This window comes from Lachnoclostridium phocaeense, assembly GCF_959599685.1.
Classification (GTDB): Bacteria; Bacillota; Clostridia; order Lachnospirales; family Lachnospiraceae; genus Claveliimonas; species Claveliimonas monacensis.
Genome location: NZ_CAUGIN010000008.1, coordinates 33,863 through 52,409, shown reverse-complemented (window position 1 = coordinate 52,409; position 18,547 = coordinate 33,863). Strand labels below are relative to the sequence as shown.

The 18,547-nt window shown below is 53.5% G+C and carries 19 protein-coding genes; 1 reads left to right on the top strand and 18 read right to left on the bottom strand.

The features are described from left to right. The 5 genes from Q5911_RS05310 to Q5911_RS05290 all read right to left on the bottom strand — a co-directional run bounded on the left by Q5911_RS05310 (position 1) and on the right by Q5911_RS05290 (position 5,193). On the bottom strand, positions 1-1,062 hold the full coding sequence (locus Q5911_RS05310) for a carbohydrate kinase family protein (RefSeq protein ID WP_076780487.1): 1,062 nt from the start codon (positions 1,060-1,062) through the stop codon (positions 1-3). 5 nt (positions 1,063-1,067) lie between these two features. Further along, a complete protein-coding gene (locus Q5911_RS05305; protein ID WP_303181523.1) occupies positions 1,068-1,901 on the bottom strand; it encodes a class II fructose-bisphosphate aldolase in 834 nt (277 codons plus the stop codon). 6 nt (positions 1,902-1,907) lie between these two features. After that, positions 1,908-2,954: a TIM barrel protein gene (locus tag Q5911_RS05300; RefSeq protein ID WP_303181521.1), complete on the bottom strand. Its 1,047-nt coding sequence runs from the start codon at positions 2,952-2,954 to the stop codon at positions 1,908-1,910. 69 nt (positions 2,955-3,023) lie between these two features. Then, a complete protein-coding gene (locus Q5911_RS05295) occupies positions 3,024-4,025 on the bottom strand; it encodes a sugar phosphate isomerase/epimerase family protein (RefSeq protein WP_303181519.1) in 1,002 nt (333 codons plus the stop codon). A 28-nt stretch (positions 4,026-4,053) separates the two neighbouring features. After that, positions 4,054-5,193: a Gfo/Idh/MocA family protein gene (locus Q5911_RS05290; protein WP_303181517.1), complete on the bottom strand. Its 1,140-nt coding sequence runs from the start codon at positions 5,191-5,193 to the stop codon at positions 4,054-4,056. A 200-nt stretch (positions 5,194-5,393) separates the two neighbouring features. Between Q5911_RS05290 and Q5911_RS05285 the strand changes: the two genes are divergently transcribed. Next, complete coding sequence (locus Q5911_RS05285; RefSeq protein WP_303181515.1) at positions 5,394-6,308, top strand: AraC family transcriptional regulator; 915 nt, start codon at positions 5,394-5,396, stop codon at positions 6,306-6,308. On the opposite strand, the gene Q5911_RS05280 is transcribed toward Q5911_RS05285, so the two are convergent. The 13 genes from Q5911_RS05280 to Q5911_RS05220 all read right to left on the bottom strand — a co-directional run bounded on the left by Q5911_RS05280 (position 6,305) and on the right by Q5911_RS05220 (position 18,532). Beyond that, on the bottom strand, positions 6,305-7,573 hold the full coding sequence (locus Q5911_RS05280) for an ABC transporter permease (protein WP_303181513.1): 1,269 nt from the start codon (positions 7,571-7,573) through the stop codon (positions 6,305-6,307). The genes Q5911_RS05285 and Q5911_RS05280 overlap by 4 nt on opposite strands. A gap of 1 nt (position 7,574) precedes the next feature. Further along, positions 7,575-8,465: an ABC transporter ATP-binding protein gene (locus Q5911_RS05275; RefSeq protein ID WP_281724949.1), complete on the bottom strand. Its 891-nt coding sequence runs from the start codon at positions 8,463-8,465 to the stop codon at positions 7,575-7,577. Continuing rightward, entirely contained in the window at positions 8,450-9,265 is an 816-nt protein-coding gene (locus tag Q5911_RS05270; protein ID WP_303181510.1) for a hypothetical protein, read from the bottom strand. The genes Q5911_RS05275 and Q5911_RS05270 overlap by 16 nt, the downstream gene beginning before the upstream one ends. Further along, positions 9,262-9,780: an RNA polymerase sigma factor gene (locus Q5911_RS05265; protein ID WP_303181508.1), complete on the bottom strand. Its 519-nt coding sequence runs from the start codon at positions 9,778-9,780 to the stop codon at positions 9,262-9,264. The genes Q5911_RS05270 and Q5911_RS05265 overlap by 4 nt, the downstream gene beginning before the upstream one ends. 147 nt (positions 9,781-9,927) lie before the next feature. Further along, a complete protein-coding gene (locus Q5911_RS05260; RefSeq protein ID WP_303181507.1) occupies positions 9,928-10,713 on the bottom strand; it encodes an ABC transporter permease subunit in 786 nt (261 codons plus the stop codon). Between the two features lie 28 nt (positions 10,714-10,741). Continuing rightward, complete coding sequence (locus Q5911_RS05255) at positions 10,742-11,629, bottom strand: ABC transporter ATP-binding protein (RefSeq protein WP_281724953.1); 888 nt, start codon at positions 11,627-11,629, stop codon at positions 10,742-10,744. Positions 11,630-11,765: 136 nt separating this feature from the next. Next, positions 11,766-12,671, bottom strand: a complete 906-nt coding sequence (locus tag Q5911_RS05250) for a PD-(D/E)XK nuclease family transposase (protein WP_303181504.1) — start codon at positions 12,669-12,671, stop codon at positions 11,766-11,768. 245 nt (positions 12,672-12,916) lie between these two features. Continuing rightward, entirely contained in the window at positions 12,917-13,225 is a 309-nt protein-coding gene (locus Q5911_RS05245; protein WP_076780461.1) for a helix-turn-helix domain-containing protein, read from the bottom strand. 14 nt (positions 13,226-13,239) lie between these two features. Next, on the bottom strand, positions 13,240-13,581 hold the full coding sequence (locus Q5911_RS05240) for an addiction module toxin RelE (protein WP_303181502.1): 342 nt from the start codon (positions 13,579-13,581) through the stop codon (positions 13,240-13,242). Between the two features lie 277 nt (positions 13,582-13,858). After that, positions 13,859-14,482: a V-type ATP synthase subunit D gene (locus tag Q5911_RS05235; protein ID WP_076780457.1), complete on the bottom strand. Its 624-nt coding sequence runs from the start codon at positions 14,480-14,482 to the stop codon at positions 13,859-13,861. Positions 14,483-14,736: 254 nt separating this feature from the next. Then, entirely contained in the window at positions 14,737-16,167 is a 1,431-nt protein-coding gene (locus Q5911_RS05230) for a V-type ATP synthase subunit B (RefSeq protein ID WP_281724956.1), read from the bottom strand. A gap of 18 nt (positions 16,168-16,185) precedes the next feature. After that, positions 16,186-17,952: a V-type ATP synthase subunit A gene (locus Q5911_RS05225; protein WP_076780453.1), complete on the bottom strand. Its 1,767-nt coding sequence runs from the start codon at positions 17,950-17,952 to the stop codon at positions 16,186-16,188. Beyond that, on the bottom strand, positions 17,945-18,532 hold the full coding sequence (locus tag Q5911_RS05220; RefSeq protein ID WP_303181498.1) for a V-type ATP synthase subunit E: 588 nt from the start codon (positions 18,530-18,532) through the stop codon (positions 17,945-17,947). Before Q5911_RS05220 ends, Q5911_RS05225 begins: the two co-directional genes overlap by 8 nt. Positions 18,533-18,547: the final 15 nt, after the last annotated feature.

The following is an 18,547-nucleotide window of genomic DNA, read 5'->3' as shown; positions in this document are numbered from 1 at the left end:
TCAGATTTTCTCCCACCCGGCTCCTATCTTTTTCTTCAGTTCGTCAAACGAGCGAAGACCGCTCAGTGCATCATAGGCCTCCACGCAGCTGGCCCCTGTGGCCGCTGCCAGATGGAGGCTTTCTTCTATAGAACTTCCGTCCATCCGCGCCTTTAAAAATGCCGCAATGCTGGTATCTCCGGCTCCGGTGCCCGAGAGAACCTGCTCCGGCTTATAGCTTCTCTCAAAAATCTCTGTCTGCCCGTCCGTGAAATACATGCCCGGAGTGCCGCATTTGATCAGAAGGTGGCAAGCTCCCATATCCAGGATTTTCTCCGCCAGGGGACGGATGTCCTCCTCCACGGTAAGAACACCGGTCACATCTCTTCCCTCTGCTCTCTCCAGCCATTTTTCGTAGCGTGCACGATCCGCCATGAAACAGAGCTCCTCCACGCTTGGCACAAAATAATCCACAAAGGGAAGTACCTTTTTCAGTATCTCCTCCCAGTCAGCCTGTCCGGCCGCCGTATCCGGATCCACAGCCGCCATGTCGAGGGATGTGGTGAGCCCGCACTCTTTCACCCTGCGGAAGATCTCCACAAGCTCTTCCCCTCCGTTTTCATACATATGCCGCATAATGGGCGGGTAGCCGAAATGAAAGAAATCCGCCTGGGAAATCTTGTCAAAATCCATATCTTCTGCCCGAAACGTGTCATTGGCCCCGGGATTGTGCAGAAAGATCCTGTCTGTCCCCGGAGGGGAGATGACAATGGAGTAGGAGGTGCTGCTGTCCTTCGACAGGATCATGCCCTCCGCGGCGCCGTATCTTCCCAGCCTCTCCAGAACGATCCGGCCGAATTCGTCGTCACCGACTTTTCCCATAAGTTCCACGTCCGCGCCCAGCACTTTCAGCGCCAGGCCTGTATTGGCCACAGCGCCTCCGGTGCTGATATTTACATCTTTCATCTGCACCAGCTTGCCGGGTATGAGGACTTTGGAAAGAGGCTGTACTTTATCAGATGAGAACACCGGTGTGATGTCCAGGCAGATATGTCCCGCCACAACGATCTTTCCTTTACCCATCTTACCTACCCCCTGCCTGCGCTTCCGAATATGCGCATTTTCTTCATGGTCTCCTGCTTCACGGCCTCTGTGATCTGGTTCTGGATATCCGTCAGACCGCATCCCTCCTTATAGAAGTCATGGGCTGCTTTCGCCGCCGCACAGTTGATATCTGTAAAAATATTGATCTTGCTGATGCCGTTTGCCACGCAGTTTTTAAAATCCTCGTCGGAGAGCCCGCTGCCGCCGTGAAGGACCAGGGGAACCGGCACTGTCCGGGATATCTCAGCCAGTCGCCCGATGTCCAGCCTGGGCTTTTCCTTGTAGGCACCGTGAGCCGTGCCAATGGCAACCGCAAGGGCGTCCACCCCGGTGCGCTGGGCGAAATCCCTGGCCTGCTCCGGCTCTGTATAGATACTGTCATCGCCTGCGCTCTCGTCATTGGCTCCCACATGTCCCAGTTCTCCTTCCACGGAAGCCCCGAACATGTCCGCGATCTTTACCATCTGAGCCACCCGGGTAATATTGTTCTCGTATGTGTCTGTAGAGCAGTCATACATAATGGAAGAAAAGCCAAGCCGCATGGCCTCCACGATCTTTTTGTCCGTCAGTCCGTGGTCATAGTGGAGCACCACCGGAACGGAAGCCTTCTTTGCCATGGGGACAAGAAAGTAAGCCAGCTCCTCCAGGCTGGCATAGGGAAGGAGGACTTCCGCCGTCCCGATGATCACCGGGCTTTTCAGCTCCTCCGCTGCCGCAAGGACGCCTTTTGCCATCTCCAGATTGACCGTATTAAAAAGGCCTACGCCGTATTTTTTCTCCTGTGCGTCTTTCAGGACTTCTCTAAGTGTTACAAGCATTTTTCTTTACCTCCCTGCCTGGTCAATCCCCATCAGCAGGTTCATGACATACATTTCCAGGGCTTCAAAATCCCTGTTTTCCACGCATTTTTTCTGGAAGTCATAGTCAAATCTCTCTACTTTTTCCTCCAGCGCCTTGAAAATCTTCAGACTGTTCTCCAGATGTTTATAGCTGTCTTCATCCCTTGTGGTGCGCATGGCCTTCACATCCAGCCCCACGTACTCGCCGTGGCTTCCATAGTCATTCTCTTTCAGGACTTTCACCTGGTTGAAAGCAGCCCGCAGGTTCTCCACACCGAAGGTCTTATCCTGGTCATAGCGGATACCGTTCTGGTCATTCAGATGCACAGTCATCAGTTTTCCCATGGCCATGGCAAAACCGATCTCGTGGGCCGGGTCAAGGCCTGCCAGGATGGCGTGGGCGCTCTCCAGGTTGCCGCCTACACGGGAGGGGTCAATAGTGGCAGCTGAAATAGCCATCACATGTCCCATGGTGCCGCAGATGCTCCTGTCAATGGGCTCATTAGGCTTGGGCTCAATACAGATGCGGATCTTCGGATCGTACTCCAGCATTTTGTTGATGGACTCAATGAGCATCTTTGTGGCCCACACCGGGGATTTGCTCTCCGCGCAGAGAGTTCCCTCTCTTGCCAGCCACAGCACTACCAGGTCTGTCCCCAGCTCATTGGCGATATCAATGGAGCGGTAAGCCCGCCACATGGCATAGTCCCTGTCCTCTTTGGAGGTGCTCATGAAACCACCGTCAACGGTACGTCCGTCCATCCAGAGCCTGGGCGCCACAAACTCGGCCTTCAGTCCGTATTTGTCCAGCGTCTTTTTCAGCTCCCTTGCCTTCTCCTTGATCTCCTCCTCTGTGTAGTTGTTGATATCCGGCACCGCGTCGTCATCGTGGAACTGTACGGCGGAAAATCCAAGCTCCGCAAACTTTTTAAACTTCTCCTCTATAGGGATCGTCTTCCTGGTAGCCGGCCCGTATGTGTCCGCTCCCTCGTGTACATTCCACGGTCCCACTGAAAATCTGAATTTTGTCATTGTCGTTGTCTTCCTTTCTGCATTTTCTCACCAGGGCACGCCTGCAGGCGCACCCTGGTTCATTTTCTGTCAGTCTGTCTTGAGGGCATCATCAAATGCCACATCTGACGGTGAAAAATTGATCTGCTTTGTAAACTCGCAGGCTTCTGTTCCGCCGAATACACGCTCCATGCCGCTGTCCTCCCACTCAATGGAAAGGGGGCCGTCGTAGCCGATCTGGTTCAGCACCCGGATAATGTTGTCAAAATCCACATCCCCGTGCCCCGGAGATACGAAATTCCATCCTCTTCTCTGATCCCCGAATGTAATGTGGGATCCAAGGATACCGTTGCGCCCGTTTAAATTCAGCTTTGCATCCTTGATATGTACATGGTAGATCCGGTCCGCAAAATCGTAGAGGAACATGGCCGGATCAAGGCCCTGCCAGATGAGATGGCTGGGGTCAAAGTTGATGCCCAGCGTCTCCCTGTATGCAAAGGTTTCCAGGAGCTTCTTTGTACTCCAGTAATCGTAGGCGATCTCTGTGGGATGTACCTCAAGGGCCAGCTTTACGCCGCATGCATCATATACATCCATGATCGGGGACCACAGCTCCTTGATCCTCTGGTAGCCCGCCTCGATCTGCTCCTCGCTTGTCTGGGGGAAAGAATACCACATTTTCCAGATGGGCGAACCCATGAAAAATGTCACAACTTTCACGCCCATATTCTTCGCCGCCCTGGCCGCATATTTCATCTGCTCTGTGCCCCACGCGCGGATTTCCTCCGGCTTTCCCGCCAGGCTGGAAGGAGCAAAATTATCAAGTCTTGGGTCATAGGCCCACTGGTCTGCGTCGCCCACGCACTGTCCCGGCAGATGCATGCCGATGGCCCAGCATCCAAGATCATATTTTGCCAGGGTATCTTTCAGTTCTTTTACATAGGCTTCATCTTCCGCTGCCTTCTTCACGTCGATCTGTCCCCAGGACGCCAGCTCCAGCCCTTCGTATCCCATCTTCTGTGCAGTCTGGCACATTTCCTCCAGCGGAAGGTCCGCCCACTGTCCTGTAAAAATCGTTACCGGTCTTGCCATAATCTCTCTCTCCTTTCTGCCGCCATACCTACAGTTCTACCCACACGTTTCCGTTCTCATTGCTCTTTAAGCATGCTTCCACATATTTCAGTCCCTGCACGCCCTCGTCAATGGTGGGGTAATCGATCATATCTTCTGTAAAGCTTCCCGCTTTTTTCGCCTCCACGCACTGTGTAAAGCTGTCATACAGATTGCCCATGGCCTCCAGCCAGCCCTCTGTGTGGCCGGAAGGAAGGCGTCCGTATTTTGCCGCATCCGGCGTCACCGCGCCGTATCCTCTCTTGATAGTGCGCGCAATGCCGTCCTCCCGGATGAGGGTGATTTCCTCCGGATTTTCCTGGAACCAGAGGATGGATCCCTTTGATCCGTAAATGCGCACCCGCAGGCTGTTGTCGCAGCCTATAGCAAACTGGGACGTCCAGTTTACGCCTGTGGCGCCGCCTTCGTACTCTACAAGGATCTGGTCGTTGTCATCCAGCTTCCGCCCCGGGACAACAACATCCATTTTTGCAAGGACACGCTTGATCTTAAGCCCTGTCATTGTGGCAACCGCATTTTCCACATGGGTGCCCAGATCTCCCAGACAGTTGACTCTTCCGGACCTCTCGGGATCGCATCTCCATTCGCCCTGCTTGCCGCCCCAGTCGTTTTCATTGTAGAGCCATCCCTGGGGATACTCTGCCATGACTGTGCGGATCTGGCCGATCTCGCCCGCCTTTATAAGATCGCGGATGTATTTGGCTGTCACATGTCCCATATAGGTGTAGGTCACCATGAAAAGAAGTCCTTTTTCTTCTGCCAGTGCCTTCAGTTCTTCCGCCTGAGCGCTGTCTGTCACAAGAGGCTTGTCGCAGGCCACATGGATCCCCGCCTCCAGAAATGCCTTGCAGATTTCATAGTGGGTGGCATTTGGCGTAACCACTACGACAAAATCAATGCCATCCTCTCTTTTTCCCTCTGCCTCTGCCATCTCCCTGTAGCTGGCATAGCACCTCTCCGCCTCAAGTCCCAGCGCCTCTCCCTGGCTCTTTGTCTTTTCCGGATCCCTGGAGAAACATCCTGCGACAAGACGTGCCGAACTGTCCAGACTGATGGCTTTCCTGTGCGCATCCCCAATGAACGCACCCGGGCCGCCGCCCACCATACCATAGGTTAATTTGCTGCTCATGCTGTCAACCTCCTTTTCATCTTTCTGCTCTCCTTGCCGGATGCCATGCATCCTTCACATGCAGAAAATCGTCTGGTTTAACTATAGGATATACGGGGATTTTTTTCTTGGATTAATTCATGTTCAGGCTATGACAAATTAGCTTTTTTCTTGCAGTCATCATTTTCTTTCCGTATACTGGTAATGAGGTGAGTACAACGATGAAAGATGAATTTGAAGTGATTTCCCACGGGGCGGCGGACTATAAGGTTTTTGTTGTAAATCTGCTCTACCGCACGCCCCATATCCATAAAGATTTCGAGATCTGCCTTATCCTGGAAGGTTCTGTGCGCCTCCTCTCCCGGGGCAGGGAATACAGATATGAAAAGGGGGCTTTGTGGGTCATAAACCCTCTTGAAAGCCATGAGCTTGCGGCGGATCAGCCTGCTCTCATCCTGTCCCTGCAGGTTTCCCCCACATTTTTTGCATCCGCTTTTCCTCAGATAGAACACACGGAATTTCTCCAGCCTCCCGCAGCTGCCAGGACAGCTTTGCTGGCGCAGACCTTTCTTGACATAGCACGGGCCTATTTTGACCATGCCGGGGAGCCTTCCCTCCGGTGCGTAGGACTGATCTTTCTCTTTTTCGACAGTCTGCTGCTGCATTTCCCTCATACCTGCATGACAGAAAAAGAGCGGCAGATCTCCGCCAACAAGGCGCAGCGCATCCGGCGGATCAGTGACTACATAGACAGCCATTACTCTGAAAAGCTTCTCCTTACGGACGTGGCAGCGGACCTGGGGCTTACCATGAGCTATCTGTCTCATTTTTTCAAGGCGTCTTTTGGCATGTCCTTCCAGGAATATGTTATGAAACTGCGGTGCGAAAAAGCCCGCCAGCTTCTTCTGCTGACGGACTTCTCTCTTCTGGATATCAGTATGGCCTGCGGCTTTTCCGATATCAAATATTTTAATAAAGGGTTTTCACGGCAGTTTGGCTGCTCCCCCAGGCAGTACCGCCGTCAGTTCCAGCACGAAGAACTGGCACAGCAGCAGAAATCCATGTTGTCCACCCAGGAAGTCTTATCCGCGTCCACAAGCCGGGTGATCCTGGAAAAATATCTCCGGTCTTCCTAGCGTCTCCGGCGGCACCAGCTTACCCCGGCCAGAATGGCGAACAGAACGGCCTCCACAGCCGCGGCAGCCAGCATAATGTAAGGCAGCCACACAGCCATGCTGCCCACATAGGCAAATTTCGTGTCCATGGCCGCGTAGGTAAAACTGTTCATCATACCCACCCCGCCGGAGGGCAGAAGGCAGCGGATCCAGTTCCCTGCATTTCCATCCAGGATCATGTACACCATCATCGGCAGTATGAGAAAGGCAAAGGAGGCTATGCTGGCGGAGGCTACTGTCCTCATCCTGCCCGACAGGAACAGGGTGAAGGAGGCTGTGGCCAGCAGGGAGACAAATCCCGCCCCGGCGATGAGAAGCTCCATCTGCCCTGCTGTCACAGGCAGGAACACGGAGACGGACACAAGAAGCTGCAGGGATGTGTCCAGCCCCTTAAAATCAAAGGAAGCATTGAGCAGCAGAAGGAACAGCGCCATGCACACAATATAGAGCACACCTGCAAGGAGGAGCCCGGCGCCGATCCTGGCTGCTGCCAGGCGCCGTTTTCCGTCCCGGGTGCACTTAAGGATCTGGTCTGCCTGGGTCTGGTAATCACTGGAGAAGACCGGCACCATCAGAAAGGTGCAGATCAGCACCAGAAGGAACACATAGATCCCCACATACTCCAGGGCGTTGGAGCTGAAACCGGGCTCGTAGGTAAAGGGCATCTCCACCTGGCTGTAGAGAGCCTGTGCCTGGGCAAGGGCGCTGTCTGTGCGGGCATTCCTTCCGCCCTCCAGATACAGAAGCTCCTGTAAGTGCTGCCTGCACTGGTCGTAAAAGCCGGCCACCTGGTCTTCTGTCAGATTTTCAGCCCCGGGAGCCAGACCTGTGTCCGGATCTGCCCAGGCCTCGCTGACCCGGCCAAGAATTCCCTCCACATTGGATACCTTTTCATAGTAATCGCTGGCCGTCACCCGCTCGTCGTAGATGCCGTCCGGGAGACCGCCCTCATAGCCTGCGGCAAAGTCCCTGTATCTTGCAAGGGCTGCCGCCAGTGTCTCCTCCGCGATCTTCCCCTGGAACTGTCCCTGATTCTCCTCCTCCAGCTTCAGCGCCTCCCGGCCTTCCACCCGGACTTCCTGCCCGCTTTCATCCCTGTACGTCCAGGACACAAAAGAGGCGGGAAAATAGGCCAGTACCGGGGCCAGGATAAGGGCCGCCAGCATCAGAACCAGAACGGATCTTGTCTTTAAAAGCCTGCGTATCTCTACTGTAAATACTCTCATGTCACTGCACCTCCTTTCCCTGTATGTTCTCCTGTGGAAAGAGCCACAGGTAGAGATCCTCAAGCCGTGGCGTCTGTCCCGCGGACTCCGGCACGGAAGGCCTGTCAGCCAGATACCGGATGGACACCCTTCCTTCCTCCTCGTTGCGGATATTCACTACCTGGACCAGCCTTTCATATTTATGGAGGTCATACTCCGGGATAACAGCGGACCACACCTTTCCCTCCATCTCCCACAGAAGTTCCCCTGTGGTTCCCTCTGCTATGATTTTCCCCTCTTTCATCACAGCGTTTCTGGAAGCAATGTACTCCACGTCGGACACAATGTGGGTGGAGATCAGCACGATCCGGTCTGCGGCAAACTCGGACAGAAGGTTACGGAAACGCACTCTCTCCCCCGGATCCAGACCGCTGGTGGGCTCATCCAGGATCAGCACCTCCGGGTCATTAAGAAGGGCCTGGGCAATGCCCACCCTGCGCTTCATGCCGCCGGAAAGCTTTGTGATCTTCTTGCGCCTCACATCCGCCAGGGAAAAAGTCTCCAGCAGCCTGTCGATCTTCCCTTTTGCATCCTTCCTTGAAAGCCCTTTTAAAGCCGCCACATAGTCCAGGTAATCATACACGGTAAACTCCGGGTAGAACCCGAACTCCTGGGGCAGATACCCGAAAATATCCCTGTATCCTTTCCCCAGCACATCTATGGGAACGCCGTCGTATTTCACCGTTCCTTCTGTAGGCGTCATAAGCCCTGCCGCCATACGCATGAGGGTTGTCTTGCCGGCGCCGTTGGCTCCCAGAAGTCCCCACACCCCCGGTGTGATGGTCAAGCTGGCATGATCCACGGCCCGTTTATCTTTAAATTGTTTTGTCAGATTTTCTATACATAACTCCATCTTTCCATCTCCTTTCTGCCCTGCTTCCATATCTGGAATGCCCAGAGAAGCAGCGCTGCCCCGCACAGAAGCCATCCTCCATCTGCAAACGCCAGGAAATCCCCGGGGCTTCCGGCCGCTCTGCTGACATATCTCCACACAAATGCAAACACAGCGAACCCGGCCGCCATGGCCGCACTGCACCAGGGAGTAAACCTCCCTTTCGTCCTGTCAAAAAGGAAGAGCATACAGTTCCAGGACAGAAGGAAGGGGAGGAACAGCCAGGCTGCCAGCGCTTCCAGGTTGATCTGCCAGAGCGTCCCTGCTGCCACAGCCACGGCCAGTTCCATAATAAGCGCGCTGCTTCCTGCGATCAGAAGCCGGGCTGCCCTAAGCCGGGACGGCTGACAGCCTGCTGCTTCCACCTCCGCCATCTTCCATCTGACAGCTCTGTCAAAGAAGGGAACGCAGCTCCAGGCCGACAGGATCCCTGCCCCGCACAGAAGCACCGGGATCCTCCGGTACAGGAACATAAGGAAATAGGGATCCGTAAGGCTTCCTCTGTCGCCGGTCTGCTCAAAGGCGGAGACAATAAGAAGCAGCAGAAGGATCTGCCAGATCCAGATCTGTTTTCCTGTATATCTGACCTGCCGGAGCACAAAGGCTGGAAAGCGCATTTTGTTTCTCTGGGGCGCTGCCGCCTTGTACGCATTCTGCGCAAGGGCAGCGGTCATGGCCCTGTGCCTTTCGTCCGGCCGAATGGCTTCTTTCTCCTGCTGTGCCAGCCGCCTCAGCTTTTCATTCACCTGGCTCCTCTTCATGGTTCCTCTCTCCTTTCCAGTTCCTGCTTTAACAGTTTCAGCGCTTTTCTAAGTCTGGACTGCACAGTCCGCATGGGAAGTCCTGTCACCCTGGCAATCTCCCGCAGCTTCAGCTCCTGGAAAAATCTTAGGATGACGATCTCCCGCAGCTCCTCCGGAAGGAGTTCCACAAGCCTTCGGAAATCCTCCCTGTCCTCCCCTTCCTTCAGCCCTGTCTCCTCAAAGGGAACCTGCTTAGGTATAGGCTCCCATGTTTTCTTTCTGCAGATATCGATACATACATTTGCAGCCACTTTGTAGAGGAAAGCCCGGAAGTTTCCCCTGTGGGTGTAGCCGTCAAAATAGCGGAACACACGCAGAAACGTCTCCTGCACAGCGTCCTGTGCCAGAGACCGGTCCGGCACATGGAACAGACAGTATCTGAGTATATCGCCGTAGTAGAGCTCTGCCAGCTCCCCCGCCGCAGCCGGGTCGCCTTTGTTCAGTTTTTCAAAAATTTCATCTTCCTGAGTCAAGTCTGTCCCCCCCTGACCTGTGTGCCATCCTGGTCCTTTTAAGCAGCTGCCTATATGTTATAACGCTGCGGGGCTGTAAAAGGATTACGATTTTTAAAATATTTTAAAAAGGCCGCGCACACGCAGCCTTTTCTCTTTCATCTGATTTTATCTGATATCTTTTGTCCTGTATCTGATCCACCCAGCCAGGATACCTGCCCCTCCATAGCAAAGACCCAGCAGGATCAGCGTCCCATCCAGGATGCACTCCGGCAGGATCTTTGCGGCGTCTGCGTAGGCGTAGGGTGTGATATACTTGACCGCCTCCGCCTTTTCCGTGATATTTCCCAGAAGCCCCAGGAAATACAGAAAGGCCGCCACGCCGATGCCGGTGCTGATACTCCCTCTTCTTAAAAAAGCCGAAATTCCCAGGCAGATGCCTCCGATCTCCAGCTGCATAAGAACCTGGGCCAGATGAAACAGGCACAGCCCTTCCCAGTCCGGTCTCTCGCCGATCCAGCGGATGGAGATCCAGGCAAGCAGAATGACCGCCAGGTTCATCAGAAGGATCTGTACTGCCATGGCTGCTGCCTTCTGCCAGAACACAGATGTGCGCGTCACCGGGTGGGTGAGGAGAAAGTCTGCCGTGTGGTCTTTTTCTTCTTTTGCCAGAAGCCCTGTTCCAAGGATGGCGGCATAGAAGATCCCGCCGATCCCCAGCATGCTTCCCGCGTAAATACCGTAAAACCCGGTGATATCACCGTAGTTCAGCCGGTCCATCCCAAAGGCCGCCCCAAAACCGCCCAGATCACTCATAGCGTCCACCATGTCCCCCAGCTCCTTTTTCAGCTCCGGAAACAGAAAGACGCACAGCATAATGGTCCCGCCGATGATAAGCCCCCAGATCAGTGTGGATTGCAGAGACCTTTTCAGTTCATGTCCAAATATGTTCATCCCTTTTCCTCCTTACTGCCGCCCCTCTTTACCTGGCAGCCTTCCCCTCTGCATAAAAATGAAGAAATGTCTCTTCCAGATCCGGTTCCGTGATAGTAAGATCCGTCACAGGAAGCGGGGCCAGCGCCTCCAGAAGCCGCTTTGCCTCTCCTCTGTATAAGAATGTGACACCATCCTCCAGCACACGCAGGTCTGTCAGCGGCAGCCCCGGAACACCCGAAATTCCCCGCACAGTCACCCGCTTTGCCGCCGAGCCGCAGATATGCTCCATGGTATCCTCCATGACAATGCCTCCGTCCCGGATCACTGCCGCCCGGTGGCAGTATTTTTCCACCTCCCCCAGGACATGGGAGGATAGGAAGATGGACGCCCCCTTCTCATTCTTCTCTTTAAGGAGCCGGAAAAATTCCCGCTGCATCAGAGGGTCCAGCCCGCTGGTAGGCTCATCCAGCACGTAGAGATCCGCGCTGTGCTGCAGGGCGCATACAATGCTCACTTTTTTGCGGTTCCCAAGGGACAGCTCATCCACTTTTTTCTTTACATCCAGCTTCAGCCTCTCGCAGAGCCGTCCTCTCTCCTCCCGGCAGTCCTTCCTGTAAAAATCCGCCGAGAATTTCAGAACGTCCGACACTTTCATACCGCTGTAAAAGAAAGCCTCCGACGGCATGTAGCCGATCCTGGAGAGCATCTCCTTTTTCTCACGCTCTGTCTCCGGCCTCTCCCCGAAGATCTCCACCGTCCCGCCATCCGCCTTAAGCAGTCCCAGCATGGTGCGGATGGTTGTGCTCTTCCCCGCCCCGTTGGGGCCGATAAATCCGTAGATCTCCTGCCGGTTTACAGACAGGGTGAGATGTTCCACGCCCTTATGCTTCCCGTAATATTTTGTAAGATCGCGGATGTCTATGACCTTTTCCATGTATCGTTCCTCCTCATACTGCTTTCTTAAGTCTCTGGCCGGTCTTTCAGATAGACGACCCGGAAACGCCCTGCGGCGAAAACATAGCTTTTTCTTCTTTCCTCTATGTCTTCTCCCCGCAGGGCGTTCTGCCTGTTTACTTCCGGGATGTATCCTGCAGCTCCTTGAGCTGCTGTTTTAAACGGGCGATCTCCTGGTCCCGTTCATCCAGTATCGTATCTTTATCCGAAAGCTCCCGCTTCATCCCATCGATCTCTTCCTGCATCTCGTCGATCATATACTGGACTGTATTACGGTCCAGCTCCTTCAGCTCCTTTGAGAACATCTCCATCACCTTCTCCACGTTGCGGCACAGCTCATAGATTTCTTCGTACAGCGTCCTAAATTCCGGGTAAAACTCCAGAAGCACTTCCATCTCACCGGGATCATCTGTACTGAAAAACAAAAGCCATGCTTCCAGCTTGTTTCTGATACCTTTATTCTGCACAATTCCAAGAAATATGTCAAGTGCGATGAAGCAGTATTCCTGGAGAAGGTTGACGGCAAGTCCTGTGTCGGAACTCTGGGAAAAATGGTGGATATAATCATCCGGGAAATTTTTAAATTCGCCAGGGCTTTTCTCATATAAAACAACTGTGTACACCTTCTGTATATCCCGGTAGCTGAAGCCTTTTCCACGCTCTCCTTTTACTCTCTTGTACTGCCGCAGGAGAAGATCCGCGGAATAACAGGCGCTTCTTTGTCCTGGAAAACGGCAGCCCATCTTCTGTACTTCTACATTGGCTATACTGTGATCCTCCATCTCCACCACAATGTCCATCACCACCAGGGAACTCTCGTCCGCGATCCTGGCAGAGTCGTTGGGGATAACCTTCAAAATTTTCACCTGCTGCCCCAGCACAAGTGACAGAAATTCCTCCAGTCTCTGCTCTTCGCTCCATCCCAGATACATGTCAGAGAGCCGCTCATCCTCAAAGATCACTTCCAGCATCTCTCTGCGCGTGCGTATCATGGGGAAATACTTCTGTAAAATACCAGCCATCCATTTCCCTCCATACTTTTCTTCTGTGTTTCATTTTTCAGTTCCATTCATTTACGGGTACAGTTTCCGATGCGGAAATTCCGAAAATGAGAAAGCCCCTGGGACTTTTAGATCGTCTCCCTTGACAGGAGAACTGTTCTGGCGGAAGACATCCGCCGATGCAGTATCAAGATAACATAATTTTAATCAGACTGCAAGTATTTCCCTGGATTATACGCTCCAGTTTTTATCATACACAACACGCATCACTGGACAAAGGGAAATTCCCTTGTCAGCTGCGGGTCTTTCTCCAGCATGGAGAGAAGTCTGCTGGCCGGACCGGAAGGATGATTTCTGCCTCTTTCCCACGCCTCCACTGCCTTGACAGAGACTCCCATATAACCTGCAAACAGCTTTTGTGACATTCCGGTTTTCTGGCGTATCCTTTTAATTTCCGCAGAAGAGTATATTTTTACAGGAGCGATGGTCACAACACGGCGCTGCAATTTTGGTCTCCTGGTATCATCCACTGCCTCAGATAATCCAGCCATAATGCTGTTATATACTTCGCTCATACTTTGGTCTCCTTTCATTGTCCCATAAGTGACTGTTCAAGAACCTGGATCATTTTTCTGATACTGTTCCTCTCAGCTGCTGTAAGATTATCCTTGCCTTTCTTTTCGTATATCGTAATAAGATAGACTATGCCCACACCGGGAAAATCAACATAGCACACTCTGGCACTGCGGCTTTTCCCTCTTCCCACAAACGCAAAGCGCATTTTTCTCAGCTTCCCTGTCCCCCGGATCACGGAACCGGCTTTTGGGTCCGACAGTATCTCATATTCCAGTCTGCGCAGATTGTCATCATTTAATCCCAGATTATCCCAGTGTCTTGAAAATTCTGCCGTCTGTATAAAGGTTCTCGTCATACAGATTTCTCCTTACAATATACCCTATTCAATAGGGGTTGTCAATGTCAGCAATGATACCGACTGTTTTTCAGTTCCATGCATTTACGGGTACAGTTTCCGATGTGGAAATTCCGAAAATGAGAAAGCCCCTGGGACTTTTAGATCGTCTCCCTTGACAGGAGAACTGTTCTGGCGGAAGACATCCGCCGATATAATATATAAGATAACATAAAAACCGGGGGGATAACAACCCTTTTAGTAAAATCGCTGTCATCTCCCGGATTATCCGCGCTTTTTATCCTGCTTTCTGCTTCCTTCTCTTGATCACCTTCAGCCTTGTGAATTCTTCCCTCTCCTTCTCCTCCAGTGCGTTGGTGATATCATGCACAAGGGTGGTGTACATGGGAATGGTGATATTCTGAAGAGCGTTGGCCCTCTTCTGGGTCTTCTTGATATTGCTGGCAAGACGGTAGGCTGCATTCTCCACCATGGAAAGCTTCACCGTCAGATCTTTTACCCTCCGGAAAGCCTCCACTGCCCGGTCTACCGACTCCCTTGTAGTGCTAAAGGCGTAAGTAGGCACCGGCGTCTGAGGCGTGTATTTAACGTGAGGGATCTCTGTCCCCATGATACTTCTCGTCTGGATCACAATGGAGTCCTCGATAGGCACTGTGTAGGCGATCTGGGAGACCAGACTGATCCCGTTCTCGATATTGGCTTTCTGCAGACACTGATAGGCATACGTGAACGTGCTGTCAATCTCCTCCTGGATGCTGCGGGCCTGGTCGATCAGATCCATCAGCTCACGGATGAGAATGTTCCGCTTTTTATCCATCAGCTCATAGCCCTGCCGGGCAAGGGCCAGAGAATTTTTAGCCAGCATTAAGTTGCCTTTTGTCGGAAATGTGCGGGGATCCATGAAATTCCTCCCTTCTTGGTTTATTCTATCCTGCTGTCCGGGCGGAGCGCTGCCGGAATGGCACTGTCACCAGGTACAGCAATGCCCTCCGCAGGGGCGGTACTGTCGCCAGGTACAGCAATGCCAGCCGAGGGAACGCCCTCCAGCCGTTCCCTCGGCTGATGGCGTGCGCCATATGCAAGGCACTGGAAAACGTGCGGACAAATAAATTTGTCCTCCCCTTTTCCCGCACCTTGCGCATTGCTTGACTGCTGTCACATATTTGCGATAGAGCCGGGGCTGGCGCTTGTGGTGACGCCTTCGTCCCGCTTTGTGGGATGATAGTATTTGTCCAGTATTTTTGTATCCACACGGTCCAGCTCCTCTTTCGGAAGGCGGCCTAAAAGTTCCCATCCAAGGTTCAGTGTCTCCTCGATGGTCCGGTTTTCCTCGTGCCCCTGGCCGATGTACTTCTCTTCAAATTCTTTTCCAAAGGCCAGATACTCCTTGTCAATGGGGGACAGCTCATCCTCGCCGATGACGGAAGCCAGGTTGCGGGCATCTCCTACTTTTGCGTAGGCGGAAAAGAGCTGGTTCGCCAGATCCTGGTGGTCCTCCCTTGTAAAGCCTGCTCCGATGCCGTCTTTCATAAGACGGGACAGTGAGGGCAGCACACTGATGGGCGGATAGATGGACTGGCCGTTTAAGTTCCGGTCCAGCACGATCTGCCCCTCGGTGATGTAGCCGGTCAGATCCGGGATAGGATGGGTAATATCATCGTTTGGCATGGTCAGGATAGGGATCTGGGTCACAGATCCGCTCACTCCCTGTACAATCCCCGCCCTCTCGTAGATGGACGCCAGCTCGCTGTACAGATAGCCGGGATACCCTTTTCTGCTGGGGATCTCTCCCTTGGAGGAGGAGACCTCACGCATGGCCTCCGCAAAGGAGGTCATATCCGTCAGTATGACAAGGATGTGCATATTCTGCTCAAAGGCCAGGTACTCGGCCACGGTGAGCGCCACCTTTGGCGTGATGAGACGCTCCACCACCGGGTCGTTGGCAAGATTGAGGAACATGGCCACGTGGTCCGCCACGCCGCTCTCCTCAAAGGTCCTGCGGAAGAAATCCGCCACATCATGTTTTACGCCCATGGCGGCAAACACGATGGCAAATTCTTCGTCAGAGTCCTCCCCCAGAGAGGCCTGCTTCACGATCTGCGCCGCAAGCTGGTCGTGGGGAAGACCGTTGCCGGAAAAAATAGGCAGCTTCTGTCCCCGGATCAGAGTGGTCAGCCCATCGATGGCGGAAATGCCGGTGCGGATATAGTTCCTCGGGTACTCTCTTTTTACCGGGTTGAGGGGCAGGCCGTTTACATCCCGCTTCAGTTTTGAGACAATGGGCCCCAGGTCGTCGATGGGCTGCCCGATGCCATTGAAGGTACGGCCCAGCATGTCTTTTGACAGGGCGATCTCCATGGGATGGCCGGTGAGGCGGGTATGGGTGTTTTTAAGGGACATATTCTCCGATCCCTCAAACACCTGGATCACAGCCTTGTCCTCGTACAATTCAATGATGCGGCCGATGCGCCGCTCATTTCCGTTTATAACAAACTCCACGATCTCATCGAAGAAGGCGTCCTGCAGCCCCTCCAGCGCGATCAGAGGGCCGTTGATACTGCTAAGTCCAAGATATTCTATTGGCATACTTCTCTCCTCCCTCTTCTACGCATTTTTCTCCAGCACACGCTGATAGAAACTGTCGATGTCACGTTTATACTGTGCAAACATTTCCAGCCGGTCATTGGGAACATCGTACTTGATGGCAATGACCCGCTCAAAGATATTTTCTGACTTCAGCACAGACATGGGATGCCCCATGGTCACAAGGGCTCTTGCCTGCTTGTAAAGATACAGGATCGTGTCCATCATGAGGAACTGCTTTTCCATGGACACGCAGGTGTCGTCCTTGTGGAATGCGTTCTGCTGCAGGAAGCCCAGACGGATGACCCGGGCAATCTCCAGGATCAGTTTCTGATCGTCCGGCAGCACATCGCTTCCGATGAGCTTCACGATTTCCATAAGACTGCTCTCCTGGTTGAGAAGAGCCATGATCCTGTTCCTGTAGTCAATAAATTTGGGCGACACATTGTCCTGGTACCAGGGGGCCAGGTCTGTCAGATACTCACTGTAGCTGGACAGCCAGTGGATAGCCGGGAAATGCCGGGCGTAGGCCAGGCTCTTGTCCAGTCCCCAGAAACACCTTACGAAACGCTTTGTATTCTGTGTCACAGGCTCGGAGAAATCGCCTCCCTGGGGAGACACAGCGCCGATAATGCTGACCGATCCGTCTGTGCCGTTTAAGTTGTGCATCATGCCCGCTCTCTCGTAGAAGGCAGAGAGGCGGGACGCCAGATAGGCCGGGAAACCTTCCTCGGCCGGCATCTCCTCCAGACGTCCGGAGAGCTCACGCAGAGCTTCCGCCCACCTGGATGTGGAGTCCGCCATGATAGCCACATCATATCCCATATCCCGGTAGTATTCCGCCAGGGTAAGACCTGTGTAAATGCTGGCCTCACGGGCAGCCACCGGCATATTGGATGTGTTGGCAATGAGGGTGGTCCGGTCCATCAGAGGATTGCCGGTCCTTGGGTCCGTCAGTTCCCCGAACTCTTCCAGAACCTGGGTCATCTCATTTCCACGCTCACCGCAGCCGATGTATATGATAATATCCGCGTTGGACCACTTGGCGATCTGATGCTGGGTCATGGTCTTCCCGGTCCCGAAACCGCCGGGAATGGCAGCCGTGCCTCCCTTGGCGATAGGAAACATGGTATCTATGATCCGCTGGCCGGTGACAAGAGGCTCCGAAGCCGCAAATCTCTGGCTCACAGGCCGGGCCTTCCGGATGGGCCACTTCTGGGCCATGGGGATCTGCGTCTCTTTACCGTTTCCGCTGCGCAGCGCGATCAATGGTTCCTCTATCGTATAGCTGCCGTCACTGACAACCGACACAACAGTCCCCTCCAGATCCGGGGGCACCATGCACTTGTGGACAATGGCCCTTGTCTCCGGCACCTCCGCAAAAATATCCCCGCCGTGGAGATAATCTCCTTCTTTTACTGTTATGTGGGTATCCCACTTTTTCTCCCTGTCCAGGAAATCCACAGCCGCTCCTTTTGTGATAAAGGCGCCGCCGCTCTCCGCGATCTTCTCCAGAGGTCTCTCGATCCCGTCAAATATATTGTTCAGAATACCGGGAGCCAGAGTGACGGACACAGCTCCCCCGGATGCGGTGACCTCCTCACCCGGCCGCAGACCTCCCGTCTCCTCATACACCTGGACGGTGGTCTGGTCCTTGTCAAGGGCGATAACCTCACCCACAAGCCTTTCCCGGCCTACATAAACCATCTCCGACATGGAAAAGCCCGTGTTTCCCTTCAGATAAATGACCGGTCCGTTGATGCCGTATATTTTTCCTGTCTTAACCAATGTCATCACCTCCCGAGAATATAAACTGGTCATACTCATTTTCAAGGGACGACTTAAAGGAGTGGTCAATGAGAATATTTCGTCCACGGAGCACAGCCCGCACTCCTCCCATGAAGTCCTCTGCACTGACGGTCAGGACAGCTCCTGTCTTCTCCTCCAGTTTCTCCTTTTTGTTCCTGTCGGAAGGATTGATGTAAATGGTCATCTCCTCCCCGGAGGCAAACTCCAGGGCACTCTGAATGCACTTCACCAGAAAGGCGTCGTAGTCCGGCGTCTTCATGAAACCCCGGACAAGCTCCGCCACTTCCGCAAAGAGCTTCTCCTTCAGCTCCTGCTGCACCTTTCCCTGCTGCCTTTTCAGATCCAGCTGGGCTTTTGCCATGGCCTGGTTCTTCTGCTGCCTGGCATTGGTAGACTCCGCCCGCACCCGCGTCTGGGACTGGCGGACAGCCTCCTTCTTATGATCTTCAAACACTTTCTCAAGGGCGGTCTTGTAGGCGCTGATGATCTCGTTTCCCTCCGCCCTTGCCTCCTCCATGGAGACTGACTGTATATGAGCGATTTTTTCTTCTAATGTCAAGAGGTATCCCTCCTT

Excerpts from the sequence above, each read along its gene's own strand:
- Q5911_RS05230 (WP_281724956.1), bottom strand. The coding sequence starts at position 16,167 with ATGCCAATAGAATATCTTGGACTTAGCAGTATCAACGGCCCTCTGATC.
- Q5911_RS05260 (WP_303181507.1), bottom strand. The coding sequence starts at position 10,713 with ATGAACATATTTGGACATGAACTGAAAAGGTCTCTGCAATCCACACTG.
- Q5911_RS05250 (WP_303181504.1), bottom strand. The coding sequence starts at position 12,671 with ATGGCTGGTATTTTACAGAAGTATTTCCCCATGATACGCACGCGCAGA.
- Q5911_RS05290 (WP_303181517.1), bottom strand. The coding sequence starts at position 5,193 with ATGAGCAGCAAATTAACCTATGGTATGGTGGGCGGCGGCCCGGGTGCG.
- Q5911_RS05235 (WP_076780457.1), bottom strand. The coding sequence starts at position 14,482 with ATGGATCCCCGCACATTTCCGACAAAAGGCAACTTAATGCTGGCTAAA.
- Q5911_RS05245 (WP_076780461.1), bottom strand. The coding sequence starts at position 13,225 with ATGAGCGAAGTATATAACAGCATTATGGCTGGATTATCTGAGGCAGTG.
- Q5911_RS05280 (WP_303181513.1), bottom strand. The coding sequence starts at position 7,573 with ATGAGAGTATTTACAGTAGAGATACGCAGGCTTTTAAAGACAAGATCC.
- Q5911_RS05305 (WP_303181523.1), bottom strand. The coding sequence starts at position 1,901 with ATGCTTGTAACACTTAGAGAAGTCCTGAAAGACGCACAGGAGAAAAAA.
- Q5911_RS05255 (WP_281724953.1), bottom strand. The coding sequence starts at position 11,629 with ATGGAAAAGGTCATAGACATCCGCGATCTTACAAAATATTACGGGAAG.
- Q5911_RS05270 (WP_303181510.1), bottom strand. The coding sequence starts at position 9,265 with ATGAAGAGGAGCCAGGTGAATGAAAAGCTGAGGCGGCTGGCACAGCAG.
- Q5911_RS05285 (WP_303181515.1), top strand. The coding sequence starts at position 5,394 with ATGAAAGATGAATTTGAAGTGATTTCCCACGGGGCGGCGGACTATAAG.
- Q5911_RS05300 (WP_303181521.1), bottom strand. The coding sequence starts at position 2,954 with ATGACAAAATTCAGATTTTCAGTGGGACCGTGGAATGTACACGAGGGA.
- Q5911_RS05275 (WP_281724949.1), bottom strand. The coding sequence starts at position 8,465 with ATGGAGTTATGTATAGAAAATCTGACAAAACAATTTAAAGATAAACGG.
- Q5911_RS05240 (WP_303181502.1), bottom strand. The coding sequence starts at position 13,581 with ATGACGAGAACCTTTATACAGACGGCAGAATTTTCAAGACACTGGGAT.
- Q5911_RS05295 (WP_303181519.1), bottom strand. The coding sequence starts at position 4,025 with ATGGCAAGACCGGTAACGATTTTTACAGGACAGTGGGCGGACCTTCCG.
- Q5911_RS05310 (WP_076780487.1), bottom strand. The coding sequence starts at position 1,062 with ATGGGTAAAGGAAAGATCGTTGTGGCGGGACATATCTGCCTGGACATC.